The sequence below is a fragment of the Gluconacetobacter aggeris genome, assembly GCF_014174395.1.
GTDB classification, from domain to species: Bacteria; Pseudomonadota; Alphaproteobacteria; order Acetobacterales; family Acetobacteraceae; genus Gluconacetobacter; species Gluconacetobacter aggeris.
In genome coordinates this window covers 349913-374061 of sequence record NZ_JABEQD010000001.1, presented here as the reverse complement: position 1 = coordinate 374061, position 24149 = coordinate 349913, and the positions used below count along the sequence as shown (strand labels likewise).

28 protein-coding genes are annotated in these 24149 nt (G+C 67.0%); 16 read left to right on the top strand and 12 right to left on the bottom strand.

What is annotated here, in order from left to right; all coding sequences use genetic code 11:
- The first annotated feature begins 14 nt into the window (after positions 1-14).
- The 6 genes from HLH36_RS01695 to HLH36_RS01670 all read left to right on the top strand — a co-directional run bounded on the left by HLH36_RS01695 (position 15) and on the right by HLH36_RS01670 (position 6004).
- Positions 15-1049: a MotA/TolQ/ExbB proton channel family protein gene (locus tag HLH36_RS01695; protein ID WP_182984747.1), complete on the top strand. Its 1035-nt coding sequence runs from the start codon at positions 15-17 to the stop codon at positions 1047-1049.
- A 2-nt stretch (positions 1050-1051) separates the two neighbouring features.
- The gene (locus tag HLH36_RS01690) at positions 1052-1477 is read left to right on the top strand and encodes an ExbD/TolR family protein (RefSeq protein WP_182984746.1); all 426 of its coding nucleotides are present in this window, start codon (positions 1052-1054) and stop codon (positions 1475-1477) included.
- Between the two features lie 147 nt (positions 1478-1624).
- Complete coding sequence (locus HLH36_RS01685) at positions 1625-2059, top strand: ExbD/TolR family protein (protein ID WP_182984745.1); 435 nt, start codon at positions 1625-1627, stop codon at positions 2057-2059.
- Positions 2060-2063: 4 nt separating this feature from the next.
- On the top strand, positions 2064-3311 hold the full coding sequence (locus tag HLH36_RS01680) for a tetratricopeptide repeat protein (protein WP_246376295.1): 1248 nt from the start codon (positions 2064-2066) through the stop codon (positions 3309-3311).
- A gap of 166 nt (positions 3312-3477) precedes the next feature.
- Positions 3478-4272 (top strand): response regulator transcription factor, encoded by a 795-nt coding sequence (locus HLH36_RS01675; RefSeq protein WP_246376293.1) that lies wholly within the window; start codon positions 3478-3480, stop codon positions 4270-4272.
- Between the two features lie 379 nt (positions 4273-4651).
- The gene (locus HLH36_RS01670) at positions 4652-6004 is read left to right on the top strand and encodes an ATP-binding protein (RefSeq protein WP_338030367.1); all 1353 of its coding nucleotides are present in this window, start codon (positions 4652-4654) and stop codon (positions 6002-6004) included.
- Here HLH36_RS01670 and HLH36_RS01665 read toward each other — a convergent pair.
- Entirely contained in the window at positions 5962-6990 is a 1029-nt protein-coding gene (locus HLH36_RS01665; protein WP_182984743.1) for a YncE family protein, read from the bottom strand. The genes HLH36_RS01670 and HLH36_RS01665 overlap by 43 nt on opposite strands.
- A gap of 347 nt (positions 6991-7337) precedes the next feature.
- Here HLH36_RS01665 and HLH36_RS01660 point away from each other — a divergent pair, with 347 nt between their 5' ends.
- Genes HLH36_RS01660 through HLH36_RS01645 form a run of 4 tightly spaced genes read left to right on the top strand, consistent with a single transcriptional unit; the run spans position 7338 to position 9699 of the window.
- Positions 7338-7901: a NifU family protein gene (locus HLH36_RS01660; protein ID WP_182964797.1), complete on the top strand. Its 564-nt coding sequence runs from the start codon at positions 7338-7340 to the stop codon at positions 7899-7901.
- Positions 7902-7936: 35 nt separating this feature from the next.
- Positions 7937-8521, top strand: a complete 585-nt coding sequence (locus HLH36_RS01655) for a malonic semialdehyde reductase (protein WP_182977698.1) — start codon at positions 7937-7939, stop codon at positions 8519-8521.
- An 18-nt stretch (positions 8522-8539) separates the two neighbouring features.
- Complete coding sequence (tsaB, locus tag HLH36_RS01650; RefSeq protein ID WP_338030366.1) at positions 8540-9217, top strand: tRNA (adenosine(37)-N6)-threonylcarbamoyltransferase complex dimerization subunit type 1 TsaB; 678 nt, start codon at positions 8540-8542, stop codon at positions 9215-9217.
- Positions 9214-9699, top strand: a complete 486-nt coding sequence (locus HLH36_RS01645) for a GNAT family N-acetyltransferase (RefSeq protein ID WP_338030365.1) — start codon at positions 9214-9216, stop codon at positions 9697-9699. The genes tsaB and HLH36_RS01645 overlap by 4 nt, the downstream gene beginning before the upstream one ends.
- A 28-nt stretch (positions 9700-9727) precedes the next feature.
- Here the strand turns inward: HLH36_RS01645 and HLH36_RS01640 are convergent, their stop codons facing one another.
- The gene (locus tag HLH36_RS01640; RefSeq protein WP_182984741.1) at positions 9728-9970 is read right to left on the bottom strand and encodes a sulfurtransferase TusA family protein; all 243 of its coding nucleotides are present in this window, start codon (positions 9968-9970) and stop codon (positions 9728-9730) included.
- 89 nt (positions 9971-10059) lie between these two features.
- Here HLH36_RS01640 and HLH36_RS01635 point away from each other — a divergent pair, with 89 nt between their 5' ends.
- The 5 genes from HLH36_RS01635 to HLH36_RS01615 all read left to right on the top strand — a co-directional run bounded on the left by HLH36_RS01635 (position 10060) and on the right by HLH36_RS01615 (position 14205).
- On the top strand, positions 10060-10464 hold the full coding sequence (locus tag HLH36_RS01635; protein WP_182977695.1) for a MucR family transcriptional regulator: 405 nt from the start codon (positions 10060-10062) through the stop codon (positions 10462-10464).
- 91 nt (positions 10465-10555) lie between these two features.
- On the top strand, positions 10556-11047 hold the full coding sequence (locus HLH36_RS01630) for a Fur family transcriptional regulator (RefSeq protein ID WP_246376292.1): 492 nt from the start codon (positions 10556-10558) through the stop codon (positions 11045-11047).
- Positions 11044-11889: a GNAT family N-acetyltransferase gene (locus HLH36_RS01625; RefSeq protein ID WP_182964802.1), complete on the top strand. Its 846-nt coding sequence runs from the start codon at positions 11044-11046 to the stop codon at positions 11887-11889. The genes HLH36_RS01630 and HLH36_RS01625 overlap by 4 nt, the downstream gene beginning before the upstream one ends.
- Positions 11890-12010: 121 nt before the next feature.
- Complete coding sequence (gene lnt / locus HLH36_RS01620) at positions 12011-13501, top strand: apolipoprotein N-acyltransferase (protein ID WP_182984949.1); 1491 nt, start codon at positions 12011-12013, stop codon at positions 13499-13501.
- A gap of 158 nt (positions 13502-13659) precedes the next feature.
- Positions 13660-14205 carry a helix-turn-helix domain-containing protein gene (locus HLH36_RS01615; protein ID WP_408871832.1) on the top strand — a complete coding sequence of 182 codons (546 nt, stop codon included), beginning with the start codon at positions 13660-13662 and terminating at the stop codon, positions 14203-14205.
- A gap of 90 nt (positions 14206-14295) precedes the next feature.
- On the opposite strand, the gene HLH36_RS01610 is transcribed toward HLH36_RS01615, so the two are convergent.
- The 6 genes from HLH36_RS01610 to HLH36_RS01585 form a co-directional block, all read right to left on the bottom strand.
- Positions 14296-14958 (bottom strand): protein-tyrosine phosphatase family protein, encoded by a 663-nt coding sequence (locus HLH36_RS01610; RefSeq protein ID WP_182984740.1) that lies wholly within the window; start codon positions 14956-14958, stop codon positions 14296-14298.
- Between the two features lie 125 nt (positions 14959-15083).
- Positions 15084-15866, bottom strand: coding sequence for a succinate dehydrogenase iron-sulfur subunit (locus HLH36_RS01605; protein ID WP_182984739.1), 783 nt, complete (start codon positions 15864-15866; stop codon positions 15084-15086).
- 27 nt (positions 15867-15893) lie between these two features.
- Complete coding sequence (gene sdhA / locus HLH36_RS01600; RefSeq protein WP_182984738.1) at positions 15894-17705, bottom strand: succinate dehydrogenase flavoprotein subunit; 1812 nt, start codon at positions 17703-17705, stop codon at positions 15894-15896.
- A 123-nt stretch (positions 17706-17828) separates the two neighbouring features.
- Entirely contained in the window at positions 17829-18251 is a 423-nt protein-coding gene (sdhD, locus tag HLH36_RS01595) for a succinate dehydrogenase, hydrophobic membrane anchor protein (protein ID WP_182984737.1), read from the bottom strand.
- Position 18252: 1 nt separating this feature from the next.
- Entirely contained in the window at positions 18253-18714 is a 462-nt protein-coding gene (gene sdhC / locus HLH36_RS01590) for a succinate dehydrogenase, cytochrome b556 subunit (RefSeq protein WP_182984736.1), read from the bottom strand.
- 188 nt (positions 18715-18902) lie between these two features.
- A complete protein-coding gene (locus HLH36_RS01585) occupies positions 18903-19931 on the bottom strand; it encodes an aspartate-semialdehyde dehydrogenase (protein ID WP_182984735.1) in 1029 nt (342 codons plus the stop codon).
- 307 nt (positions 19932-20238) lie between these two features.
- Between HLH36_RS01585 and zwf the strand changes: the two genes are divergently transcribed.
- Positions 20239-21783 carry a glucose-6-phosphate dehydrogenase gene (zwf, locus tag HLH36_RS01580; RefSeq protein WP_182984734.1) on the top strand — a complete coding sequence of 515 codons (1545 nt, stop codon included), beginning with the start codon at positions 20239-20241 and terminating at the stop codon, positions 21781-21783.
- Between the two features lie 121 nt (positions 21784-21904).
- Here zwf and HLH36_RS01575 read toward each other — a convergent pair whose 3' ends face one another.
- The 4 genes from HLH36_RS01575 to HLH36_RS01560 form a co-directional block, all read right to left on the bottom strand.
- A complete protein-coding gene (locus HLH36_RS01575; RefSeq protein WP_182977687.1) occupies positions 21905-22384 on the bottom strand; it encodes a Spy/CpxP family protein refolding chaperone in 480 nt (159 codons plus the stop codon).
- A gap of 60 nt (positions 22385-22444) precedes the next feature.
- Positions 22445-22831, bottom strand: a complete 387-nt coding sequence (locus HLH36_RS01570) for a hypothetical protein (RefSeq protein ID WP_182984733.1) — start codon at positions 22829-22831, stop codon at positions 22445-22447.
- Positions 22832-22943: 112 nt separating this feature from the next.
- Positions 22944-23591, bottom strand: a complete 648-nt coding sequence (locus HLH36_RS01565; protein ID WP_182984732.1) for a 2OG-Fe(II) oxygenase family protein — start codon at positions 23589-23591, stop codon at positions 22944-22946.
- A 106-nt stretch (positions 23592-23697) separates the two neighbouring features.
- Positions 23698-24042 carry a carboxymuconolactone decarboxylase family protein gene (locus HLH36_RS01560; RefSeq protein WP_182977684.1) on the bottom strand — a complete coding sequence of 115 codons (345 nt, stop codon included), beginning with the start codon at positions 24040-24042 and terminating at the stop codon, positions 23698-23700.
- Positions 24043-24149: the final 107 nt, after the last annotated feature.

Here is a 24149-nt window from a genome sequence, read left to right as displayed (position 1 = left end):
AGGATTTGGAGTACATGACCAGACTGCACCGTGTTCCTGTCGTTGCCGCGTCGGCCCTGGCTGCCATTCTGAGCGTCTCGTCGCCCGTGATCGCGGTGGCTCAGGACGCACAGTCCACCGCTCCGGCCGCCGCTCCCGCTCCTGACGCGTCGGCCCCCGCCGCCACGGCGCCGGCCGCTCCGGCGCCCGACGCGTCGGCCCCCGCCGCCGCTCCGGCCGCGCCGGCCGACGGTTCGGCCCCTGCCGCTCCGGCCGCCGATGCTGCTGCCCCGGCTCCCGTGACGCCGCCGGCGGAAGATGCCGCCCCGGCCAAGCCGGCGGGCAACCCGTATGGCCTGGATGCGCTGTGGCGCAATGGTGACATCATCGCCCGCGGCGTCCTGCTGATCATGGTCGTCATGTCGCTGGGCACGTGGTACATCATGATCACGAAGTTCTTCGAACAGATGCGTATGTTCTCGGCCGCCAAGGAAGCCGCGACGACCTTCTGGACCAAGTCCTCGATCCAGGAAGGCGCCGCCGCGCTGAAGCCGTCCTCGCCGTTCCGCTACATCGCCGATACCGGCATCGTCGCGGCCGAGCACCATGAGGGCACGATGCAGGAATCGATCGACCTGCATACCTGGACCTCGATGTCGATCCAGCGCGCCGTCGACACCATCCAGGCGCGTATGCAGGGTGGCCTGGCCTTCCTCGGCACCGTGGGTTCCACCTCGCCGTTCGTCGGCCTGTTCGGCACCGTCTGGGGTATCTATCACGCCCTGACCGCCATCGGCATCGCCGGCCAGGCGTCGATCGACAAGGTTGCCGGCCCGGTCGGTGAATCGCTGATCATGACCGCGATCGGTCTGGGCACCGCCGTTCCGGCCGTGCTGGGCTACAACCTGCTGGTCCGCCGCAACAAGGGCGCCATGGACAAGGTCCGCAACTTCGCCGCCGACCTGCAGTCGATCCTGCTGGGTGGCTTCCGTCATGGTGCCGCGCCGGAAATCGTGGTTCATCCCGATAACTCGCCGACCACCACCACGACCTCCAACCGGGTTGCCTGATCATGGCGATGCAAGTCGGAGGCGGCGGCGATGAAGACGAGGTGGTGTCCGCCATCAACACCACTCCACTTGTCGACGTCATGCTGGTGCTGCTGATCATCTTCCTGATCACCATCCCAGTCGCAACACACACGATCAAGGTGAACCTTCCGAGGGACGCCAACCAGCCTACTCAGACCAAGCCCGGCAACGTGGTGCTGGCGGTGACGGAGAACGGACAGATCTACTGGAATGAAATCGCGATCAAAAGTCGCGCTGACCTTCTGGACAGGCTTGAGAAGGTGGCGGTGATCAAGCCGCAGCCCCAGATCCAGATCCGTGGCGATGCCAAGTCGCGCTACGAATCCGTGGGGCGGGTGATCGCCACCTGTCAGGAAGCCGGGATCTACCACGTCGACTTCATCACCGAGCAGCCGCACTCGGACTGAACGACGGGGAACAAGGGGCCGGCGTGAGCCGGCCCCGGACTTCCGGGAATCTCACATCAGGGCGCCGCGTCCGCCCGTCCGCACCGGTTCAGGGGTGGGCGGCCTGAACGGTCCGGCAGTCCGCGTTTTTTTAGAGAGTACACCGCCATGGGCATGAGTGTCGGCTCCGAGAGTACCCACGAAGACGAAGGCATGGTCGATATCAACACGACGCCGTTGATCGACGTCATGTTGGTGCTGCTGATCATGCTGATCATTACCATTCCGCTGCAGACCCATTCGGTTGCGCTGGACCTGCCCCAGGGCAACCCGCCGCCTTCGACCGACGTGCCGAAGGTCGTGACGCTCGCGATCGATTTCGACAACAGCATTTCCTGGAATGGCGAACCCATCGGGGACGAGGGATCGCTGCTGGCGCATTTCCAGCAGGCTGCCGCCGAGCCCGACCAGCCTGAAATGCATATCCACCCCAATCGTCTGGCCGACTACAAGACGGTGGCGCATGTCCTTGCGGATGCCCAGAGGCTTGGCATTACCAAGCTGGGTATCGTAGGTCAGGATCAGTTCATGGAAGGACAATGAGCTGATGTCGTTACGTCTGTTCCGCGCCGGCCTGCTTGCCGGCGTGATCGCCGCCGTTCCGTTTTCCGTCTCGCCGGTCGGGTCCGCCCTGGCGGCCGATGCCCTGAGTGCCAAGGTCGGCAAGCCCTTGCAGCAGGCGCAGGCCGCCCTGGCCGCGCACAGCTACGCCAAGGCGATGGCCGCCGTCGACGCGGCCGAGGCCGTGCCGGGCAAATCGGACTATGAAGAATATACCATCACCCAGATGCGCGCCGCCATCGCGGCGCAGTCGGGCGATGTGGCGGCGGCGACGGCCGCCTATGACAAGCTGATCGCGTCCAGCCGCACTCCCAAGGATGCCAAGCTGCAGATGATGATGGCGGAGGCCACGATGGCCTACACCGCCAAGGATTATCCCCGGGCCGTTGCCGGGACCGAGCAGTATCTGAAAGCCGCCGGCAGCAACCCGGCGATGGAAACGCTGCTGATCCAGTCCTATTACCTGCAGCAGGATTACAAGAACGCGGCGCGCGTCCAGCAGGCGCAGATCGATGCCGCGCTCAAGGCCGGCAAGGTGCCCGCCGAGTCCCAGTTGCAGCTTCTGGCGGCCTGCCAGACGCAGCTCAAGGACCAGTCGGGGCTGAACCACACCTATGTGACACTGGTGTCCTATTATCCCAAGCCGGAATATTGGGCGCTGATCCTGCATGGGCTGATCACCAACCCCAAGGTGGCACCCGGCCTGCAGCTTGATGTCTATCGCATCCGGTTGGCGGCGGGTGTGCTGACGGCGCCGTCCGATTTCATGGACATGACGGAACTGGCCATGCAGGCGGGCCTGCCGCAACTGGCGCTGGACCTGATGAACGCCGGTTACGCCAGCGGCGCCCTGGGCAAGGATGCGGGGGCCGCGCGCGAGGCCAAGCTGAAAGCCATGGTCGTGAAGGCTGTGGCCGACAAGAAGGCCACCATCGCGGCGGACGAAGCGGCTGCGGCCAATGCGCCGACGGGCAATGCTCTGCTGACCGTGGGTTACAATTACGTGACCTTCGGCCAGGCGGACAAGGGCCTTGCGGTCATGCAGCAGGGGCTGACGAAGGGGCCGCTGGACCCCAATATCGGCAAGCTGCATTACGGGCTGGCGCAGGCGGCGGCCGGGCATACCGCCGACGCCATCGCGACGCTCAAGACCGTTGCGGGCGAAAATGGCGCCCGGGATATCGCCCAGCTCTGGATTCTCAAGCTGGCCCCGGCAGCCGCCGCCCATCACTGAGCGGTAGCCGGGCATGAACAGCCCGGCATGATGACCCGGCATACGGCGAGGCCGGGCGGATCGTTCCGCCCGGCCTTTGCTGATTGATGGGGTTCTTTTCGCCGATGCCGATTTTGCGGTATCTTTCCCTCATCCCGGCCCGATCCGGCGGCCGGTGTTTTCAGGAATGACGATTCACCTCGTGACGATGTCCCAGACTGCCCCAGATTCCGACCTGCCTGCCCGCATTCTGGTCGTCGAGGACGATCCCGGCATGCGCACCCTGCTGGTAAGGGCCTTGCAGGCCGATGGTTATCGCGTGCGGGGCGTGCAGGACGGGCGCGAGATGTGGGCCGCGCTGGCGGCATCACCCGCCGACCTGATCGTGCTGGACGTGATGCTGCCGGGGACCAACGGGCTGGATCTCTGCCGCTCGCTGCGGCGGGGCGGCACGCCGGGTAGCGAGGCCATCCAGCCTGATCGGCACACGCCCGTCATCATGGTCTCGGCCCGGGGCGAGGAGCTGGACCGCGTGCTCGGCCTCGAACTCGGGGCTGACGATTACGTGGCCAAGCCCTTCAGCCAGAAGGAATTGCTGGCACGGGTCCGCGCGGTGCTGCGGCGTGGCAGCGGTGGCGTGACCGGGGTTCAGCCCAGCACCCCGCGCCGTGAAACGCTGAAATTCGCCGGCTGGACGCTGGATCTGCGCCGGCGTGAACTGACCGACCCCTCGGGGGCGGTGGTGGATATTTCCGGCGCCGAGCATGATCTGCTGGCCAGCTTCCTGGACAATCCACAACGGGTGATCGGGCGCGACCGGTTGCTGGAACTGTCGCGCACGCGTCTGGGCGATGTGTCCGATCGCAGTGTCGACGTTCTGGTCAGTCGCCTCCGCCGCAAGCTGGGCAACGATTCCGAAGCCCTGATCCGGACCGTCCGGGGGTTGGGGTATATCTTCACCGCCCCCGTAGAACGCCTCTAGTGTGTGCGCGGAAACGCGCGCTGGTGGCGATCCGACGCGCGTTTCCTGCGCTCCGGTGCTCACGGCCATCAAGGCCGCTCCGCTCCGGTGCTCGGAAACACACGACGGCCGTGCCGCTGCGCGGCACTCTCGCTCACCAGCCCACGTTTCCGCGCACACACTCCCGGCCATATAGGCCGTTCCGCGCCGGTGCTCGGAAACACACGACGGGCGCGGCCCTGTGGGCCGCTCTCGCTTACCAGTCCACGCTTCCGCGCACACACGCCAGGCCATATGCGCCGGTGGCGATCTGGCATGCGCCCCGGGTCGGGCGTTGACTGTCGGGTCTTCGCCTGGGGTGCGGCGGATCACGCTCTGGCCGCGGGGATTGGTCGGGCGGGTGACGTTTGTGCTGCTGGCGGCGGTGGCGCTGGTGTTCCTGGGCAGTTCGGCGTTTTACGAAGAGGCTGAGACCTATACGGTCGATGATGCGCAGTTGGACGCCATCGGCGAGCGGCTGGCGGTCGATGCGCGGGTACTGGCGGCCACGCCGCTGTCCCAGCGGCCGATCCTGGCGGCCATGCTCTCGACCGGCGACCTGACGCTCGACTGGCGGCCGCCTGTGGCGGGCCGGCCCATGAAACCGGAGCCGGCGGCGCTGCGCGACCTGCATGACAGGCTGGTGGCGAACCGCGAAGCCCTGCGTGGGGCGGTTCTCAACCTGTCTCCGACCCAGATCGGCACCTCCGACGTGCGCGGCATCGTGCGGCTGCCCGATGGCAGCCGGCTGGGCTTCGTGGCGCCGGATATCCTCCAGCCGCACCATATGACGCGGGGCCTGGCCTCGGCCGCCATTCTGGCCGGGGCGGTGCTGCTGGCGGCGGCGATGCTGGTGCATACGCTCAGCATGCCGCTGCGGGCCCTGGCGGATCTGGCGGACGGGGTCGGTTCAGGCCGCTGGGTGCCGGTCGAGGAGAAGGGGCCGCGGGAGGTCCGTCACCTCGCGCGGGCGATCAATGCCATGCAGGATCGCATCCGCCGGCTGATCGCCGACCGGACCGAGGCGCTGGCCGCCGTGTCGCACGATTTGCGCACGCCCCTGGCACGCCTGCGCCTGCGGGCCGGCTTTCTGAGCGATCCGGAAGCGCAGAGCGCGATCGAAAGCGATGTCGCGGAGATGGAGGCGATGGTCGGCGGCGTGCTGGCCTATCTGTCCGGCGAGAATGACCCCGAAGCCGCGCGATCGGTGGATCTGGTCTCGATCCTGAGGACATTGGCCGACGATGCGGCCGACCAGGGGCGGGATGTCGTGTATGACGGCGTGGAGCACTGCCTGGCGAAAGTCCGGCCGCTGGCGATGAAGCGCGTCTTCGGCAATCTGATCGACAATGCGGTCAATTATGGCGGCGCGGCGCGGGTGGGCCTGTCGGTTGTGCCCGACGGGCTGCGGATACGGGTCGATGACGATGGGCCGGGCCTGCCCGAAGCCGAACTGACGCGGGTGCTGGCGCCCTTCTATCGCGTGGAGGGATCGCGGTCGCGGTCCACGGGCGGTCTGGGGCTGGGGCTGGCGATCGTGAACCGCGAGGTGGCGCGTGAAGGGGGCCGGTTTACCCTGGCGAACCGGCCCGAAGGCGGATTGCGGGCCGAGATCCTGCTGCCCCGCTCGCAGGCCCAGAATGGGGGCAAGGCTCAGGGCGCGGGCAAGCCTCAGGGTGTCGGCAGGGCGGGGCGGTCGGCCAGCGACAGGTGAAGCAGGGGCTGGTTGGTGTTCAGCCAGATCCCGTGTGGTGAGCGGCCGGTGCGGATGGTGCCGGTGATCTCGCCGCTCGTGGGGTCGATGATCGCGACATGCTGCCGCCAGCGCAGCGTCGCCCACATCTTGCCGTCGGGCGCGAAGACGATGTCATCCGGGCCGCCCGCCACGTGGTAGGACTGCACAACGTTCAGCGTATCCCAGTCCAGCCGTTCGATGATGCCCGAGGCGCGGCAGGTCACATACAGGTGCTTCTGGTCGGGCGACACGAACAGATTGTGCGGACCCGGCGCCATTTCGATCTTGCGCGCGATATGCCCGTCCGTCGGGTCCACGGCCGCGACATAGCTGGTGCCCATCACGCCGACCAGGATCTGCCCGTTATGCCACAGCACGCCGGCGGGCGTGGACCCGACATCGGATGTCCACAGCACGTTGCCGGTCGCCGTTTCGATGGCCGTCAGCTTTCCGGTATCCTGCAGGCTGACATACACCACCGAGGAATCCGGCGCGTAGTTCATGTGGCTCGGCATCGCGTCGACATGGATGCGGTGCAGCAGGTGATAGTCGGCGGCGTCGTAGATATCGACCTGGTTGCGGGCCAGTCCGGCGACGGTGAAGAAGCGGCCGTCGGGGCTGAACTGAAGCTGGTAGGGATCGGCAACGGGGATCTGCTTCACCCGTGCGCCGGTGACCGCATCGAGAAAGAACAGCATGTTGCCGGCGGTATCGCCGACCAGCAGATATTTGCCATCGGGCGTCGGCGCGGTGTGGTGCGGCTCGCGCAGGACGGAGACGCGGCGGATTTCCTGATGGGTATCGATATCGAATTCGCTGATCGTGGCGTCGGCGGAATTCAGCACGAAGGCCAGGCGCTCGGCCCGCGCGGCCCCGGCGGAGAGAACGGCCATCGACGCGCATGCCATCATCAGCATGCTGGCGCGGCGGACAAGGCGGGTAGGGCTGAGCGGGACGGAACGCATGGTGGATTCGGTGCCTCGGCTGGTCAGAACAGGCCCTCGCCGTGGATCGCACGTCCCTCGCCGGGCCCGGGAACCTGACCGAAAATGCGGGCCGGCTCCCACATCATGCAAGGCCAGAGCCCTTTCTGTGTGTCAATGCATTTCGGACATCGGGCGCTGCTTTCGCCATGACTTCGCGCAAGGACAGATTGCGTTTCCGTCATCTCCGGCGGCCGGTCCGCAGGTGGGGGCATGCCTCCATTCCGCCATCAGGGGCTTGTTTCGCCGCGCGTCTTGGCACATCTGGACAGTAACCGGACCGCCACGGTCCGCCTTGCGCTGCCCCCAGCCGGATAAGGTCCATATCGATGTTCATCGAAACCGAAGATACCCCCAATCCCGCGACCCTGAAATTTCTGCCGGGCCGCACGGTCATGCCCGGGCGCAGCACCGCGGATTTCGTCAGCCCGGACGCGGTTGCCGGCCGGTCCGCGCTGGCGGAAACCCTGTTCGACCAGCCCGGCGTGGCACGGGTCTTCCTGGGTGGCGATTTCGTGGCCGTGACCAAGGACGAGACGGTCGAATGGTCGGCGCTGAAGCCGCAGATCCTGTCGGTCCTGGTCGATTTCTTCGTCTCCGGCCGCCCGGTGGTCGAGGAGGATACGGCGGTCGAGGAAGAGCTGATCGCGCCGGAAGATGAGGAAATCGTCCGCCAGATCAAGGAACTGCTGGACACGCGCGTTCGCCCGGCCGTGGCGGGCGACGGTGGGGACATCGTGTTCCGCGGTTATCGCGACGGTGTGGTGCGCCTGACGATGCAGGGGGCCTGCTCGGGCTGCCCGTCCTCGCGGGCGACGCTGAAGCATGGCGTCGAGAACATGTTGCGGCATTATGTGCCGGAAGTGGTGTCGGTCGAGCAGGTGGACGCCTGACCTTCCGGTCACCGTTACGCAAGGTGGGAGACGACATGGTTCTGGACGAAGCCGGGCTGGACCTGCTGTTCCGTACGGCGCGCACGCCCGAGCGCTGGCGCGACGAACCGGTGACGGACGATGTGCTGCATCGCCTGTACGACCTGGTGCGGCTGGGGCCGACCTCGGGCAATTGCTCGCCCGCCCGTTTCGTCTTCCTGCGCACCGCCGACAATCGCGAAAGGCTGCGTGCCACCCTGTCCGAGGGCAATATCGACAAGGTGCTGTCCGCGCCGGTCACGGTGATCGTGGCGCATGATCCGCTGTTCTTCGACCGTTTCGCGACCCTGAACCCCGAGCCGGGCCTGCGGGCTTGGTTCGCCGCCGATGTCGGGCTGGCCGAGGAGACGGCCTTTCGCAACGGCACCCTGCAAGGGGGGTACCTGATCATGGCCGCGCGGGCGCTGGGGCTGGATGTGCTGCCGATTTCCGGCTTCGACGCCTATGCGGTCGAGGATGCGTTCCTGGCCGCACAGGGCTGGCGGGTCAATTTCCTGGTCAGCCTGGGCTATGCCGATGGACAGCCCGAGCGGCCGCGCGCACCGCGCTTGTCCTTCGACGATGCCTGCCTGATGCTCTGACCCCACGTGCGGATTCTGGTGATCAACGCTGCCCCGGCCGGGGCGGAGGCGACCGCCCTGCTGGGCTGTGTCGAGGGGGAGACGGGCGCGCTGCATCCCGTGCGGATGCTCGACCTGCCCGGGCGCGGGGGGGCGGAGGCGATGCCCGCTCATTGCAGCGCGCTGCTGGCGGCCTGCGGATGGCGGCCGGCGGATCTCGACCTGATCGCGGTGGTCGTCGGGCCGGGCTCGTTCACCGGATTGCGGGCGTCGCTGGCTCTGGCGCATGGTCTGGCGCTGGGGACGGGCTGCGCCCTGGCGGGTATCACGAGCGGCGAGGCCATGGCGCGTGCCCTGCGGGAAGAGGCCGGGCCGGGGCGGGCGGTGCTGTGCCTGTCCTTCGCGCGGCGTGGCCGCATCTTCGTCGAGCAGGATGGCGTGGTTCGGGCCGCGATGTGTGACGATTTCGTCTTTCCGCCCGGCAGGCTGCTGCTGGCGGGCGACGCGGCGGCCGGCATGTTGGCGGCACGCGGCGCGGGGCGGGCCGATATCGTGCTGTCATCGCGAACCGTACCCGATGGGGTGATGATCGCGCAGGCGGCCCTGGACCGCCGGGCAGCCGGACTGGCGGCGCGCGAGATCCTGCCGCTTTACGTCGATCCGCCCGAGGCGAAACTGCCTGCGGCGGGGCTGCGCCCGGCCCCCGGCGCATTGTGACCGGGGAAGCGGGACCCGTCATCGGCCCGGGTGGCGGGCATGTGGGGGCGCTGCTCGCCGCCCTGCACCGCACCGCTTTTCCATCCGCCGAATGCTGGGACGCCGCCGCGATGGAGGCGGTGCTGGCGATGCCCGGCGTGCTGGTGGGGCTGGGGCGGATGGGGGACGAGCCGGTGCCCGACGGGTTCATCATCGGCCGGGTCGCGGCCGACGAGGCCGAGATCCTGACCCTGGCCGTCGCGGGCCCGGCGCGTCGGCGGGGTATGGGGCGCGCGCTGCTGGACTGGATGGAAGGGCAGGTGGCGGCCCGGGGGGCGGCCCGGCTGATCCTGGAAGTCTCGGCGGCCAACGCGGCCGCCCAGGCGCTGTATCGGGGGGCGGGATTCAGCGAAATCGGTCGGCGCCGCGCTTATTATCCCGATGGTGCCGATGCGCTGGTGCTTGAGCGGGCGTTGATGGACGGAATGCCTCCGGCGCCGTGACGCGTGAAATTTTCATGACGGGCCGGGATCAGGCAGATGCCTTGACGATCAGGATTTCGTGGATCTCGTTACCGTGATCGGTCTGTGCCGTGATCGCGTGACCCAACTGCCGGACGCTGCGGCTGACATTGTCCAGCGGCACCGCGCCCCGTAGCCGAACCCGCAGACAACCGCCGTTCGGCAGTCGATCGAGCGCCAGGCGCGTGCGTACGAAAGTCATGGGACAGCTCTCGCCAGTAATGTCGAGTGCCGCGCTTTCCAGATCGTTCATCACTATCTCCTTCTGTCCGAGTATGGTTGCGATGGCGTCGGGTTCAATTATATAGAGATGCGTTTATTTTGACTGGCAGGATCTTGGACATGGCCACTGAAATGGCAAACAACACTCTGCGGGACCTGACCGCGCAGATCGCGGCGGCTTATGTCTCGGGCAATGCTGTCGAGGCCGCTGCCCTGCCTGACCTGATCCGGCAGATCTACGGCACGCTGGACGGGCTGGGCCGCGTGGCGCCGGAGCCCGAGCGCCCGGTGCCGGCGGTTTCGCCCAAGCGGTCGGTCTTTCCGGACTATATCGTCTGCCTGGAAGACGGCAAGAAGCTGAAAATGTTGAAACGGCACCTGAAAACGGCCTATAACCTGACCCCGGACCAGTATCGGGAGCGGTGGGGCCTGCCGCATGACTACCCGATGGTGGCACCGAACTATGCGAGCCACCGGTCGTCCCTCGCGCGGAAAATCGGACTGGGTACGAAGCGCGAGGAATGAATATGGGGCGCCCGGCGACGGGTCGGCCCTTGTCGGAGGAGGCGGTAGCTTCGTTGGACCAAACGTCTGAGGTTCGGGCCGGACTGCCGACATGGTAGCGTCGGGCGATGCCATGGAATCGCGCATCGGCCGGATGTGCATAGAGCGGGGCCTGAAAATGACGGGCCAGCGCCGCGTGATCGCGCGCGTACTGTCCGAGGCCGAGGATCATCCGGATGTCGAGGAACTGTATCGCCGCGCGGTCAGCCTCGATGCCCGGATCTCGGTCGCGACCGTCTATCGGACGGTGCGCCTGCTGGAAGAAAAGGGTATCCTCGAACGCCGGGATTTCGGCGGCGGGCGCGCGCGCTATGAGGCGACCGAGGAAGGCGATCATTATCATCTGATCGATGTCGACACCGGCAAGGTCATCGAATTTGAAGATGCGGAACATACGGCCCTGATGCATCGGATTGCCGAGCGGCTGGGCTTCGACCTCGTTTCCCATCGTCTGGAACTGTTCGCGCGTCGCAAGCCGGCATCGCCGGATGACAAGCCGGCCCGGGCCGCCCGTGCGGCAAGCAAGGATGGATCACGTCGTTGAGCCTCGAAAAACCGATCCGGTCGCTGTCGACCCTGGAATTTGAACGGGACGGGTTTCCCGAACTGCGCGGCGGCAATCTGGGTGTGCGCATCGCCGCCAACGATGCCGAACGCGATGCCGCCCAGGCGCTGCGCTATCGCGTGTTCTACGAGGAGATGGGCGCGCGGCCGGATGAGCGGACCCTGCGCACCCGCCGCGATGTCGATGAATTCGACGAATATGCCGATCATCTGCTGGTGATCGACCATGCGATTTCCTCGGGCGCCAAGGGCGTGGTCGGTACCTACCGGCTGTTGCAGGGCGACAATGCGCGCAAGGTCGGACGCTTCTACAGCTCGGGCGAATACGATCTGTCGCCGCTGACCGATTTTCCGGGACGGCTGCTGGAAGTCGGGCGTTCCTGCGTCGATCCGAACTATCGCGGCCGGGCGGCGATGCAGTTGCTGTGGCGCGGCATCGCCTCGTACATCTTCCTGCACCGGATCGATGTGCTGTTCGGCTGCGCCAGCCTGCCGGGAACCGATCCGGCCCCGCTGGCCGACGAGCTGACCTATCTCTATCACAATCATCTGGCCCCGCCCGCGCTCAGGCTGCGCGCGCTGCCGCATCGGCGGGTCGAGATGCTGCGGGCCGATCCGAACCTGCTGGATCATCGCCGCTGCCTCGCCCGGCTGCCGCCCCTGATCAAGGGGTATCTGCGGCTGGGCGGCTATATCGGCGACGGGGCCGTGGTGGACGATCAGTTCAACACCACCGACGTGGCCGTGATCGTGAAGAGCGAATTGCTGGCCGACAAATATTACCGTCATTACGAACGACGGCTGCGTGACGCTCTCGACTAGGGCTCTTGCGGAGGGATCTGCGCCGAATGCGGCTCTGCCCGTTGCGCCGATACCGCCCTTCTGGCTGGGGGGCGGGCTTGCGCGCGTGATCGGGGCCGGCGGATGGCGGGCTGACCTGCTGATGCTGCTGGCCGGCGCGCTGGCCGCGCTGGCCTTTCCGCCGGTCGATCTGTTTCCGATCCTGATTCCCTGCTTCGCCGTGCTGACGGCGGCGATCGACGCCGCCGGCTCGTGGCGGGGGGCCGCGCGGCGCGGCTTCCTGTTCGGGCTGGGGCTTCACACGGCCGGACTGTACTGGCTGACCGATGCGATTCTGGTCCGTGCGGATACGTTCTGGTGGCTGGTGCCGCTGGCCTCTCCCGGCTGTGCGCTGATCCTCGCCCCCATTGCGGCACTGCCGGCCGCGCTGTGCCGCCTGGCCCCCGTAGGCTGGCGGCGCCTGCTGGCGTTCGCCGGCTTGTGGACCCTGTTCGACATGGCCCGCGTCTTTATCTTCAGCGGCTTTCCGTGGAATCCGCTGGGAACGACCTGGGAATTGCCGGGCCGGCTGGGCGACGTGATGATCCAGCCGGCGGCCTGGATCGGCGTCGATGGGCTGACCCTGTGTACCGTCCTGCTGGCGCTGCTGCCGCAGGCGGGGCGTCGCGGCGTGCTGGCGGCCCTGGCCGGGCTGACGGCCTGGGGGCTGGCAGGCTGGAGCCGGCTGGCCCTGACGCCGCCGCCCCCCACCCGCAACCCGACCGTGGTGCTGGTGCAGGGCAACGTGCCGGAAACCGAGAAGATCGATGGCAGTGACAATGTGGCGATCTTCCGCCGCTATCTGGCGCTGACGCGCTCCGGCGTCGCCCGCGCGCTGCCCGAGGCCGGCGAGCGGCCGGTAGTGTTCGTCTGGCCCGAATCGGCGTTTCCGGGCCTGTTGCAGCAGGACGATATCGCCCGACAGATGATTGCCCGCGCCGGCGAAGGGGCTACCGCGGGGCTGATCGGCGCCATGCGTGCCGATTCCGAAGGCCGATGGCGCAACAGCGTGATGGCGGTCACCGGTCCCGAGGGACAGATAGCCGATGTCTACGATAAATCCCATCTGGTGCCGTTCGGCGAATATCAGCCTCGTTTTCTGCCGTTCCACGTCGTCCCCGGCGAGGGCATGGCGGCGGGGAATGGTGTCCAGACCTGGCATCTGCCCGATGTGGCGCCTGTCGGGCCGCTGATCTGTTACGAGGTGATCTTCTCGGGCCAGGTCGTGGATGCGAAGGATCGGCCGGACTGGCTGGTCAATGTCACCAACGACGCCTGGTACGGCGACAGTGCCGGCCCGCGCCAGCATCTGGCGGCGGTGCGCATGCGTGCGGTCGAAGAAGGGCTGCCGGTGGCGCGCGCCGCCAATACCGGCATTTCCGCCGCGTTCGACGCCCATGGGCATGAACTGGCGCGACTGGGCTGGGACCGGCAGGGGGCGCTGGTCGTTTCCCTGGGGGGCCCCCTGCCCGAGACGTTCTTCGGTCGCTGGGGGCGCTGGGTCCCGATCCTGCTGGCAGCGGCAATGCTGCTGCCCGCGCTGGGGGCCTGGGTGCCCGGAATTGGCAGAAGGCCGGTCGCGCGCCGCTTGTAGCTGAATTCCGCACGATTCCGTGGCGATATATAACCATTTCTGGTATTAGATATGCGCTTGCCGTATGGCACAGCCAAGCGTCGATGCCGAGCGGATCGTCTGCCTCATCCATCTTACAGATTGATTGTTGAATTGTCAGTTAGCGGCCTGACAGGATGATGGTAAATGAAATGTTAATGTCGCATTATCCGACCCGTCGCATGCCGGACCACGCTGATGCCAAGGGACAAGAAGATCTGTTGACCGATAAGCTGAGCGCTGGTCCAAAACCTGTGGATGTTCATGTCGGCGGTCGTATCCGGCTCCGCCGTACATTGTTGGGCATGTCGCAGGAGCGCCTTGGCGAGGCGCTGGGCCTCACCTTCCAGCAAGTCCAGAAATACGAGCGCGGAACCAACCGGGTCAGCGCCTCGCGGCTCTATGAGCTGTCGGACGTGCTGGACGTGCCGGTCAGTTTCTTTTTCGACGGGCTGGAGCATGGCCGCCGGCCGGTCGGCCGGGGCGGTGCTGAAGCGCTCGGCTTTGCCCAGGCCCAGGAAGCCTTCGGCGGCTCGTCCGACGGCCCGGTGGCGTCGGTCAGCGAAATGGCCCTGCTGTCGCGCCGCGAGACGATCGAACTGGTGCGCACCTATTACCGGATCGAGGATGCGGCGACCCGCCGGCGGGTGCTGGATCTGATCCGCATGATGGTTCCGCCTGAATAAGGGGGCTTTGGCGGGGCTCTGCCCTGCGCCCCACCAAAGGCGGCGCCTTTGGAAACCGGTCGTTTGGGGACAGGGGCGGGAGCCCTCGCCTCATTCGCGGCGCAGTACCTGGTCGTTGACGAAGGATGCCAGCCTGCCGGCGACGAAATCCTGGCGCAGTTGTTTTTCGTCATACTCGTCGCGCACCCAGTCCAGGAAAGGGATGCGGCCTTCGGCCTGCTGCTGGTAGCGCAGGAAGAACGCGTCGAGGATGCCGGTGCGCGAGCGGTTGAAATGGCCGAACCGCCATGAAAGCTGGCACAGCGCCTGCGCGGCGCTCCCCCCTTCGAACAGGATGACCAGCCCCGAGGCCAGGCCCGCCCGGTCGGCGCCGGATTTGCAGTGCATCAGCATCGGGAAATCGAGCGTCCGATACATCGCGGCGAAGCGCAGGATGCGGTCGCGATGCGGCGCGCCCCGGCTTTCGAAGGCCATGTCCAGATGCATCAGCCCCAGCCGGGCCGCGGCCGCGCGCGACAGGGCGTCCGATCCGCATTTGCGGTGCCCGCGCAGATTGACCAGCGTCCGCAGGTTATAGCGGCGCATGGCAGCCGCCAGCCGGGCCGGGGTCGGGTGATTGCAGCGATAGACCTTGCCCGGGATGACGGGGGCGAGATTGGTCCAGGGGATGCGGAAGATGGCGTGATCGACGAACAGGCTGTCGATCCACGCCCGCCTTCTGCCGCCGGGCGCGGCCAGAGATCCTTCGAACACGGCAGGCGGCTTCCTCGGTCGGGGCAAAAAGAAAGGGCGCCGGATGTGTCTCATCCGGCGCCCCCTCAGTCAATCTCTTCCCGCCTGGCAATCTCCTCCCGGCAGGCGGGATGGGATATCGACGGTCAGACCTTGCGTTCCAGCTGCAGTTCCTTGATCCGGGCGATCGCCTTCGCCGGGTTCAGGCCCTTGGGGCAGGTCTGGGTGCAGTTCATGATCGTGCGGCAGGCATAGAGCTTCAGCGGATCTTCCAGCGCATCCAGCCGGTCGCCCGTATGCTCGTCACGGCTGTCGGCAATCCAGCGATAGGCCGCCAGCAGGGTGGCCGGGCCCAGATACCGGTCGCCGTTCCACCAGTAGGACGGGCAGGAGGTCGTGCAGCAGAAGCACAGGATGCATTCCCACATCCCGTCCAGCTTTTCGCGTTCCTCGATGCTCTGGCGGCGCTCGGAATCCGGCGGCGGCGCAGTGTCGGCCTTCAGCCAGGGCTCGATCGAGCGGAGCTGGGCATAGGCGCCGTTCAGGTCGGGGACCAGGTCCTTGACCACGGGCATATGCGGCAGCGGATAGATCGACACCGCGTCCTTCACGTCCCTGATCGGCTTGAGGCACGCCAGCGTGTTCTCGCCGTCGATATTCATCGCGCACGAGCCGCAGATGCCCTCGCGGCACGAACGCCGGAAGGTCAGCGTCGTGTCGACGTTGTTCTTGATGTGGATCAGCGCGTCCAGCACCATCGGGCCGATCGCGTCGAGATCGAGCTCGTAGGTGTCGACCACCGGATTGGCGCCATCGTCCGGATTCCAGCGATAGATCCGGAAGGGCTTGACGTTCTTGGCACCGGGTGCGGCCGGGAAGGTGCGGCCCTTTCCGATCGTGCTGTTCTTTGGCAGGCTGAATTCGACCATCGTCTCGTTCCTTTTCCGCCGCTTCGCTCAGTAGACGCGCTTCTTGGGGGGGAAGACCTGGACCTCGTCGGTCAGCGTCTTCATATGCACCGGGCGGTAGGTCAGGGTGACGCCGCCCTTGTCGTCCAGATGGGCGACCGTGTGCTTCATCCATTCCTTGTCGTCGCGGTCGGGATAGTCGTCGTGCGCCTGGGCGCCGCGGCTTTCGTGCCGGGCTTCGGCGCCCGCCATCGTGACCGTGGCATTGGCCAGCAGGTTCTCGAACTCCAACGCTTCCATCAGGTCGGTATTCCAGATCAGCGAACGGTCCGAGATTTCCAGATCGGGCACGCCGGTCCAGATGTCCTTGATCTTCTCGACACCTTCCGCGAGGCTCTTGGAATTGCGGAACACGGCGGCGTGTTTCTGCATCGTGCGCTGCAGCGTGTCGCGCATGGCCGACACATGGGTGCCGCCGCGGGCGTTGCGCAGCCTGTCCAGACGGTCCAGCGCGGCCTCGCCGGCCTTGGGCGGCAGCGGCGCGATGGTTTCCAGCGGTTTGATGATCTCGGCGGCGCGCTTGGCGGCGGCGCGGCCGAACACGACCAGATCGAGCAGCGAGTTGGTGCCCAGACGGTTGGCGCCATGCACCGACACGCATGCGGCCTCGCCCACTGCCATCAGGCCGGGGACGACGGCATCGGGATTGTCGGCGGTGGGGCGGATGACCTCGCCATGATAGTTCGTGGGAATGCCGCCCATGTTGTAATGCACGGTCGGCAGGACGGGCACCGGCTCCTTGGTCACGTCGACACCGGCGAAGATGCGCGCGGTTTCGGAGATGCCGGGCAGGCGCTCATGCAGCAGGTCCGCGCCCAGATGCTCCAGATGCATCATGATGTAGTCCTTGTTCGGACCACAGCCACGGCCTTCGTTGATCTCGATGGTCATGGAGCGCGAGACCACGTCGCGCGACGCCAGGTCCTTGGCGGTCGGCGCGTAGCGTTCCATGAAGCGCTCGCCTTCCGCGTTCGTCAGGTATCCGCCTTCGCCGCGGCAGCCTTCGGTCAGCAGGCAGCCGGCCGGGTAGATGCCGGTGGGATGGAACTGGACGAATTCCATGTCCTGCGTCGGCACGCCGGCGCGCATCGCCATGCCGCCGCCGTCGCCGGTGCAGGTATGGGCCGAAGTGCAGGACTGGTACGCACGGCCGTAGCCGCCGGTCGCCAGCACCACCGTCTGCGCGCGGAAGCGATGGATCGTGCCGTCTTCCAGGCACCAGGCGACCACGCCGCGGCAGGCGCCTTCGTCGTCCATGATCAGGTCGATGGCAAAATATTCGACGAAAAATTCGACGTTATGCTTCAGGCACTGCTGGTACAGCGTGTGCAGGATGGCGTGGCCGGTGCGGTCGGCGGCGGCGCAGGCGCGGGGCACCGGGGCCTCGCCGTAATTGCGCATGTGGCCGCCGAACGGACGCTGGTAGATCTTGCCGTCTTCGGTGCGCGAGAAGGGAACGCCGAGATGTTCCAGCTCCTGCACCGCCGGCACGGCCTCGCGGCACATATATTCGATGGCGTCCTGGTCGCCCAGCCAGTCCGACCCCTTGACGGTGTCGTACATGTGCCAGCGCCAATTGTCCTCGGCCATGTTGCCCAGCGACGCGCCGATGCCGCCCTGGGCGGCGACGGTGTGGCTGCGGGTGGGGAAGACCTTGGTGACGCAGGCGGTCTTCAGGCCGGCGGCGCCCATGCCCAGCGTCGCGCGCAGGCCCGAGCCACCGGCACCGACGACGACGACGTCGTACGCATGGTCGATGATGCGGTAGGCATTCGATGATGGAAGAGTGATCGCGTTCATTGTTTGGACGTGTCCCGATGCTCGTCCGGCCCGATGGGCGCCTCAGGCGGCTGCTCCGGGGCCGGAACTGTCCTCTGTGTCACTTGCTTCGTGGCCCCCCGGACACCGTCCGGGGGTGCCCGATCAGGCACCCGCCTTGGTCGACGGAGCCAGCGCCAGCTTCAGGACGGCGATCACCGCGAACAGCCCGATCAGAAGGGCCGCGCCCTTCAGCAGCAGGCTGGCCGGCAGGTGCGCCTTGCCATGCACATAGTCATCGATGATGACCTGCAGGCCCAGCTGCATGTGGTAGAAGGTCAGGATCATCAGGGCCAGCAGCATCGAGGCATTGGCGGGCTTGCCGCCCCATTCCACGACGTCCTGCTGTTCGGCGCCGGCCAGGCGCAGGACCTGCAGCACGAACCAGCCCGACAGGGGGACCAGCGCCACGGCGGACATCCGTTCCAGCCACCAATGGTCGACACCGGTCTTGGCCGAGCCGAGGCCACGGGCCCGGCCCAGCTGGGAGCGCATGACATCGATGCGCGGCGTATGGGACGCGTTCATGTCAGGATGCCTTCTTCTTTCTGGAGCGGCAGGCGGCAACGCCGAAGATGCTGGCGACCAGCACCAGCGTGGCGCCCACGGTCACGCCCACAGCCACCGGGCCGTCCTCGTTGATCTGCTTCTTCTCGAAGCGGTAGCCGGCATCCCATGCGAGATGCCGCAGCCCCGCGACGAAATGATAGACCAGCGCCAGCGTCCACCCCGCCAGGGCCAGCTTGCCCAGCGGATTGCGGGTGACCTTCTGAACCTTCTTGAAGGATTCTGGCCCTTTCGACGCGGCGTTCAGCCAGCAGACGCCCAGGGCGGACCCTGCCGCCGCCGCGACGCCGGCTGCCCGGTTGGCAATCGAAAGAAACATGGAGAGGCGGAAGCGATAGACCTGGAGATGCGGGGACATGGGTCGCCGGGTCAGTGTTCCGTCGCTTCGGTGCCCTATATAGAGCGCATCACGGACATCCTGCATGGTCGTCTCGTCGATTTCCCTGATTATGGCTCCGGTTTGTTCCGTCGCCTTGTGCCTGTTCGGTCCTACGCCGGGGAAAGGGCGCGGTCAACGCAGGGGGGAACACGAGGTCGCGAGACGCCTTGCCGGGGTCCGGTTCGCGGAAACCGGAACGGAGTCGAACCGTTCCGGTTTCGCGGCATTCGGGGTCAGCGGGTGCGCGGGTGAATCAGGTCCAGCGCGATCATGGTCTCGGCGATCTGCACCGCGTTCAGCGCAGCCCCCTTGCGCAGATTGTCCGCGACGCACCAGAAGGCCAGCCCGTTGGGGACGGTGGGGTCGATCCGCAGCCGCGACACGTAAGTCGCGTCCTCGCCAACACATTCGATCGGCGTGACATAGCCGCCATCCTCCGGCTTGTCGTGCAGGATGACCCCCGGCGCGTCGCGAAGGACGGCACGGGCGCGCTCCAGATCCACCTTTTCCTCGCATTCCACCACCACGGACTCGGAATGCCCGATGAAGACCGGCACCCGCACACAGGTAGCGAAAACAGAGATATCAGGGTCGAGGATTTTGCGGGTCTCGACCGCCATCTTCCATTCCTCCTTGGTCGCGCCGTCATCCATGAAGCGGTCGATATGGGGAATGCAGTTGAAGGCGATCTGCTTGGTGAACTGCTCGGGGCTGGCCGGGTCGCCGACGAAGCTGCCGCGCGACTGGGTGAACAGCTCGTCCATGCCTTCCTTGCCCGCGCCGGCCACCGCCTGGTAGGTCGAGACCACCACGCGGCGGATGGTGAACAGGTCGTGCAGCGGCTTGAGCGCCACCACCATCTGGATGGTCGAGCAGTTCGGGTTGGCGATGATGCCGCGCCTGGCCTTCTTCAGCGCGTCGGGGTTCACCTCGGGCACCACCAGCGGCACGTCGGGTTCCATGCGGAAATGCGACGTGTTGTCGATGACGATGCAGCCCGCCTTGGCCGCGCGCGGCGCATGCACGGCCGAGACCGAGGCGCCGGGCGAGAACAGGGCGATGTCCCAGCCGGTGAAATCGAAGGTCTCGAGATTCTGGACCTTCAGTACCTTCTTCTCGCCGAACGAGATCTCCTGTCCGGCCGAGCGGGCCGAGGCCAGGGCGGCAATCTCGGTAATCGGGAACGCGCGTTCGGCCAGCGTTTTGAGCATCTCACGCCCCACGGCTCCCGTGGCGCCTACGACCGCGACGCGGTATCCCATCGAACACAATCCCTGATCTGTGCCCCCGGCCTATCCGGTGGGCCTGCTGGAAACTCCGGAACGGAGACGCTGAGAGGTAGTGCGTGACCGGGCCCGACGCAAGCGAGAGCCGCCGTCAGGCCCGGTTTTTCCCCATTCCGGGCCCCGGGGAGTGCCCCGGGTCCCACGCTTGTGTGCGCGGATGGCGCCGCCGCGCGTTGTCACGACGGCCATGCGGGTGTCAGATGGTGCAGGTCGATCCGGCGCAATGCGTCCGTTTCCGCCGCCGGTCCATGCGCTGGCGGCCTGTCCAGGGGGATGTCCCGTCATGTCGTTCTTTCGCGATATTTCGTCGCCGGCGCGCAGCGCACACGCCATTCCGCCATCGGGCAGCCGGCCGGCGCCGGCCTGCACGCTGGTCATTTTCGGTGCGCGCGGCGACCTGACCAAGCGGCTGCTGATCCCGGCACTGTACAATCTGGCCGGCAGCGGGTTGCTGGACGCCGATTTCCGCGTGCTGGGCGTCGATCGCGTGGCGGGTACCGCCGCCGACTGGCGGGACGGGCTGGCCGCCACGATGCAGGACTTCACGAAGGACCCGGACGGCGAGTTCTATACGCCCACCATCGACCAGGATGCCTGGAACTGGGTTGCCGACCGGCTGGATTATATGCAGGCCGATTTTGCGGACCTGCAGCAGATGCGGGCGCTGGCGGAGCGGGTGAAGGGCAATGCCGTCTTCTACCTGGCGGTGCCGTCGCGCTTCTTCGGCCCGCTGGTCGAGATGCTGGGGCAGGCGGGGCTGGTCGCCCAGCAGGAAGGGGCCTTTCGCCGCGTGGTGATCGAGAAGCCGTTCGGCTCGGACCTGGCGACCGCGCGGGCGCTGAACCGGCAGGTCCTGAGCGTGCTGGACGAACAGCAGATCTATCGGATCGATCATTTCCTGGGCAAGGAGACGGTCCAGAACATCCTGGCCATGCGGTTCGGCAATCTGATCTTCGAGCCGCTCTGGCGGAACGAATATATCGACCATGTGCAGATCACGGCGGCCGAGACCATCGGGGTGGAACAGCGCGGCGCCTTCTACGAGCCCACGGGCGCGTTGCGTGACATGGTGCCGAACCATCTGTTCCAGCTCTTCGCCATGGTGGCGATGGAGCCGCCGGCCTCGTTCTCGGCCGAGACGGTGCGCACGGCGAAGGAGCAATTATTCGAGTCCGTGCGCCCGGTCCGGCCCGAGGACGCGGTGCGCGGCCAGTATCGCGCCGGCACCGTGGAGGGGAAGCCGGTCGTCGCCTATCGCGCGGCGCCCGGTGTCGCCCCCGACAGCGTGACGGAGACCTATGTGGCGCTGAAGCTGTGTGTCGATAACTGGCGCTGGTCGGGCGTGCCCTTCTACCTGCGGACGGGCAAGTCGCTGGGCGGGCGGCGGACCGAAGTGGTGGTGCAGTTCAAGAAGCCGCCGGTGGCGATCTTTCGCGGCACGGCCACCGACAGCCTGCCGCCCAACCGCATGATCCTGAACGTGCAGCCGGCCCAGGGCCTGACGATCGAGATGGCCGCCAAGCATCCGGGCCCGGCGATGGACCTGGCCGGGGTGCAGGTCAGGTTCCGTTATGAAGACGCGTTCGACCTGCAACCCAATGTGGGGTACGAAACGCTGCTGTATGACTGCCTGACCGGCGATGCCACGCTGTTCCAGCGGGCCGACAATATCGACGCGGCCTGGACGGCGGTCGATCCGGTGCTGCAATCCTGGGGGCACGCGGCCGAGGGGCTGGAATTCTATGATGCCGGGGCCACCGGCCCGGCCGGTGCCGACGCGCTGCTGGCCCGCGACGGGCGGGCCTGGTACCCGTTGAACGGCACATAAAGGGACGGGCTCTGCCCGAACCCGACAGGGGGCGCGGCCCCCTGCATCCCAATGCGTTGATATCGAATGGTTTCCAAAGGGCAATGCCCTTTGGCGGGTTTCAGGGCAGAGCCCTGAACGCTTAGTGCGCGGCAGCCTGTTTCGGGTGGTTGTCCGACTGGCGGAACAGGGTGTCGGCGGTTTTCTTCTGTGCGTCGCTCAGTCCGTTATAGAGCGTGCGGAACGCCATGTTCAGCGACTGCAGGTCCTGCGCGCGCTGGGTGATCAGGTCGGCGTAGGATTGCATGTTGTCGGGCGCGCTCAGGGTCGCCAGCTTGGCGCGGCGCTGCTCGATCGTGTCATGGAAGCGTGCCGCATTGTCGCGCATCACTTGCGCGAAGGCATTCCACGCGCTGTCCTGCGCCGGGGTGATGCCCAGTTGCTGATGCAGCGTTGCGATATGGGCTTCAAGCTGGTCCGGCGAGGGATCGTGCGGTGTGTGGACGGGGACGGCCGAGCCCGGGGCGGCGGTGGCGGTCGGGGCCGTGGTGTCGGGCGCCGCCAGCGCGGGCGTGGTCAGCAGGGCGAGGGCGGCAATGAGGGGTAACCGGCGGACGGTCATGGACGGAGGTCTCCGGGAAATCATGGGGCTGAACGGGCCGGGCGTGTCAGGCGGGCGGGTTCAGTAAGGCGGCGGGCCATAGGACGCCTGCGGATAATAAGCCGGCGGGGGCGGCGGCGGTTCCGGCTGAGGCGGATAATAGGCGGCCGGCGGTGGCGCGGCCTGCGAGGCCAGCGCCCCGCCGATCAGCGCGCCCACCGCCAGGCCGGCGACACCGGCGCCGATGGCGGCACCAACGCCGGGGCCGCGACGATAGCCGCGGTCATCGCCGCGCCAGCCGGGGCCGTCGCCCCGGTTCCAGCCACGGTCCGGCCCGTGATCGTGCCAGCCATGGTCGTGGCGGCCACGATCCCAGTGCTCCGCCAGGGCAGGCATCGAGGCTGCGATCGGCGTGGCGCCGGCCAGCAGGATGCCGGCCATCAGAAGGGGGAGTGTGCGGACCCGCATGACGGGACTCCTATAATCTAAAGTCAGTTCGGCCATGGCGGGCCGAATCCTGTTTCATGTCAGGATGATCGGCGCGGATCGTGTCAGAATCAGGGCCGACGCCCGGTGCGGATCAGGCGGCGGGCGACAGGCGCTTTGCCAGGGCCGACAGGCGGTGGCGGCGCAGTTCGCTCCGCGCCTTGGCGTCGTTTTGCATATAGTTGAGCTGGATCGTGTAGCGCCGGCCGACATATTGCCGGTGGCCGTGCCAGGTCGTCGGGCCGTTGGGGAAGATCAGCAGCGTGCCGTCGACGGGCGGGATCTCGGCTGCATAATCCTCGACATCGTCCGGACCGCGCAGCAGGCGCAGGCAGCCCTCCTGCCGGGCCCAGGCCTCGCTGGCCGGGTTGAGATACAGCAGCACCGTCACGCGCTTGGCCACGGAATCACAATGAATGCGCCCGTCCTTGGCCCGCGTGCGGCCACGCAGCGTCAGCATGGTCGGCGCGTCGTCCAGGTCCAGGGCGAATTTGCGGGCGATCGCCTGGCGCAGCACGGGCCCTTCCATCTCCGCGATCAGGCCCTGCGCCAGCGGCGACAGGGTGAGCGCCGAGGGCGGGAACGATCCGCCGGACGACAGTTCGGGCAGCGAGGCCACCAGCGCCGCCAGATCGTCCGGCCGGATGAAGTTCCGGACCACGACATGGGCAAACGGCGTGTCGGAAACCTGGGCGGCTTCCAGGGCGGCGTAATCGGGACGGATGGGCGTGGTGACGGTCATGGAACCTGCACGGGATCGGGATGAGGAAGACCACATCCCGATTCCTAGTGCCGGAGCCGGCGGGAAATCAAGGTGGGGCGGAACGGTGCGTCCCGCCGCGCGGGTGTCAGGCCGCGCCGGCAGCCTTTTCGGCCGCGTCCAGCGCCCGGGTGGAATAGACCGCGGCCGCGCCGGCGTTCAGCGCCACGGCAACGCCCAGGGCCTCGGCGATATCCTCTTTCGTCGCGCCGGCCTGCACGGCGGCCTTGGAATGGACGGCGATGCATCCGTCGCAGCGGGTGGTGACGGCGACGGCCAGCGCGATCAGTTCGCGTGTCTTGGCATCCAGCCGGTTGGTGGTCTTGGGGGCATTGTCCAGCGTCGTAAGCCCTTCGACCGTTCCCGGCGAGAGGGCGGCGAAGGCGGGCACGGCGCGGCCGAGGAAATGGCGGTAGGCGGACCAGTCGATCATCGTGAAACATCCTTGATGTGTGGTCATGGACCGCGACGGAGTTCACCAGATGGAGAGCAGGCCTGTCACGACACGGTTTGGCGAGTGGATGCTCTTGCTGAGAGGCG

Coding starts and splice junctions, on each gene's coding strand:
- HLH36_RS01695 (WP_182984747.1), top strand. CDS start 15: ATGACCAGACTGCACCGTGTTCCTGTCGTTGCCGCGTCGGCCCTGGCT.
- HLH36_RS01690 (WP_182984746.1), top strand. CDS start 1,052: ATGGCGATGCAAGTCGGAGGCGGCGGCGATGAAGACGAGGTGGTGTCC.
- HLH36_RS01685 (WP_182984745.1), top strand. CDS start 1,625: ATGGGCATGAGTGTCGGCTCCGAGAGTACCCACGAAGACGAAGGCATG.
- HLH36_RS01680 (WP_246376295.1), top strand. CDS start 2,064: ATGTCGTTACGTCTGTTCCGCGCCGGCCTGCTTGCCGGCGTGATCGCC.
- HLH36_RS01675 (WP_246376293.1), top strand. CDS start 3,478: ATGACGATTCACCTCGTGACGATGTCCCAGACTGCCCCAGATTCCGAC.
- HLH36_RS01665 (WP_182984743.1), bottom strand. CDS start 6,990: ATGCGTTCCGTCCCGCTCAGCCCTACCCGCCTTGTCCGCCGCGCCAGC.
- HLH36_RS01660 (WP_182964797.1), top strand. CDS start 7,338: ATGTTCATCGAAACCGAAGATACCCCCAATCCCGCGACCCTGAAATTT.
- HLH36_RS01655 (WP_182977698.1), top strand. CDS start 7,937: ATGGTTCTGGACGAAGCCGGGCTGGACCTGCTGTTCCGTACGGCGCGC.
- HLH36_RS01640 (WP_182984741.1), bottom strand. CDS start 9,970: ATGAACGATCTGGAAAGCGCGGCACTCGACATTACTGGCGAGAGCTGT.
- HLH36_RS01635 (WP_182977695.1), top strand. CDS start 10,060: ATGGCCACTGAAATGGCAAACAACACTCTGCGGGACCTGACCGCGCAG.
- HLH36_RS01630 (WP_246376292.1), top strand. CDS start 10,556: ATGGTAGCGTCGGGCGATGCCATGGAATCGCGCATCGGCCGGATGTGC.
- lnt (WP_182984949.1), top strand. CDS start 12,011: ATGCTGCTGGCCGGCGCGCTGGCCGCGCTGGCCTTTCCGCCGGTCGAT.
- HLH36_RS01615 (WP_408871832.1), top strand. CDS start 13,660: ATGGTAAATGAAATGTTAATGTCGCATTATCCGACCCGTCGCATGCCG.
- HLH36_RS01605 (WP_182984739.1), bottom strand. CDS start 15,866: ATGGTCGAATTCAGCCTGCCAAAGAACAGCACGATCGGAAAGGGCCGC.
- sdhA (WP_182984738.1), bottom strand. CDS start 17,705: ATGAACGCGATCACTCTTCCATCATCGAATGCCTACCGCATCATCGAC.
- sdhD (WP_182984737.1), bottom strand. CDS start 18,251: ATGAACGCGTCCCATACGCCGCGCATCGATGTCATGCGCTCCCAGCTG.
- sdhC (WP_182984736.1), bottom strand. CDS start 18,714: ATGCAGGATGTCCGTGATGCGCTCTATATAGGGCACCGAAGCGACGGA.
- HLH36_RS01585 (WP_182984735.1), bottom strand. CDS start 19,931: ATGGGATACCGCGTCGCGGTCGTAGGCGCCACGGGAGCCGTGGGGCGT.
- zwf (WP_182984734.1), top strand. CDS start 20,239: ATGTCGTTCTTTCGCGATATTTCGTCGCCGGCGCGCAGCGCACACGCC.
- HLH36_RS01575 (WP_182977687.1), bottom strand. CDS start 22,384: ATGACCGTCCGCCGGTTACCCCTCATTGCCGCCCTCGCCCTGCTGACC.
- HLH36_RS01570 (WP_182984733.1), bottom strand. CDS start 22,831: ATGCGGGTCCGCACACTCCCCCTTCTGATGGCCGGCATCCTGCTGGCC.
- HLH36_RS01565 (WP_182984732.1), bottom strand. CDS start 23,591: ATGACCGTCACCACGCCCATCCGTCCCGATTACGCCGCCCTGGAAGCC.
- HLH36_RS01560 (WP_182977684.1), bottom strand. CDS start 24,042: ATGATCGACTGGTCCGCCTACCGCCATTTCCTCGGCCGCGCCGTGCCC.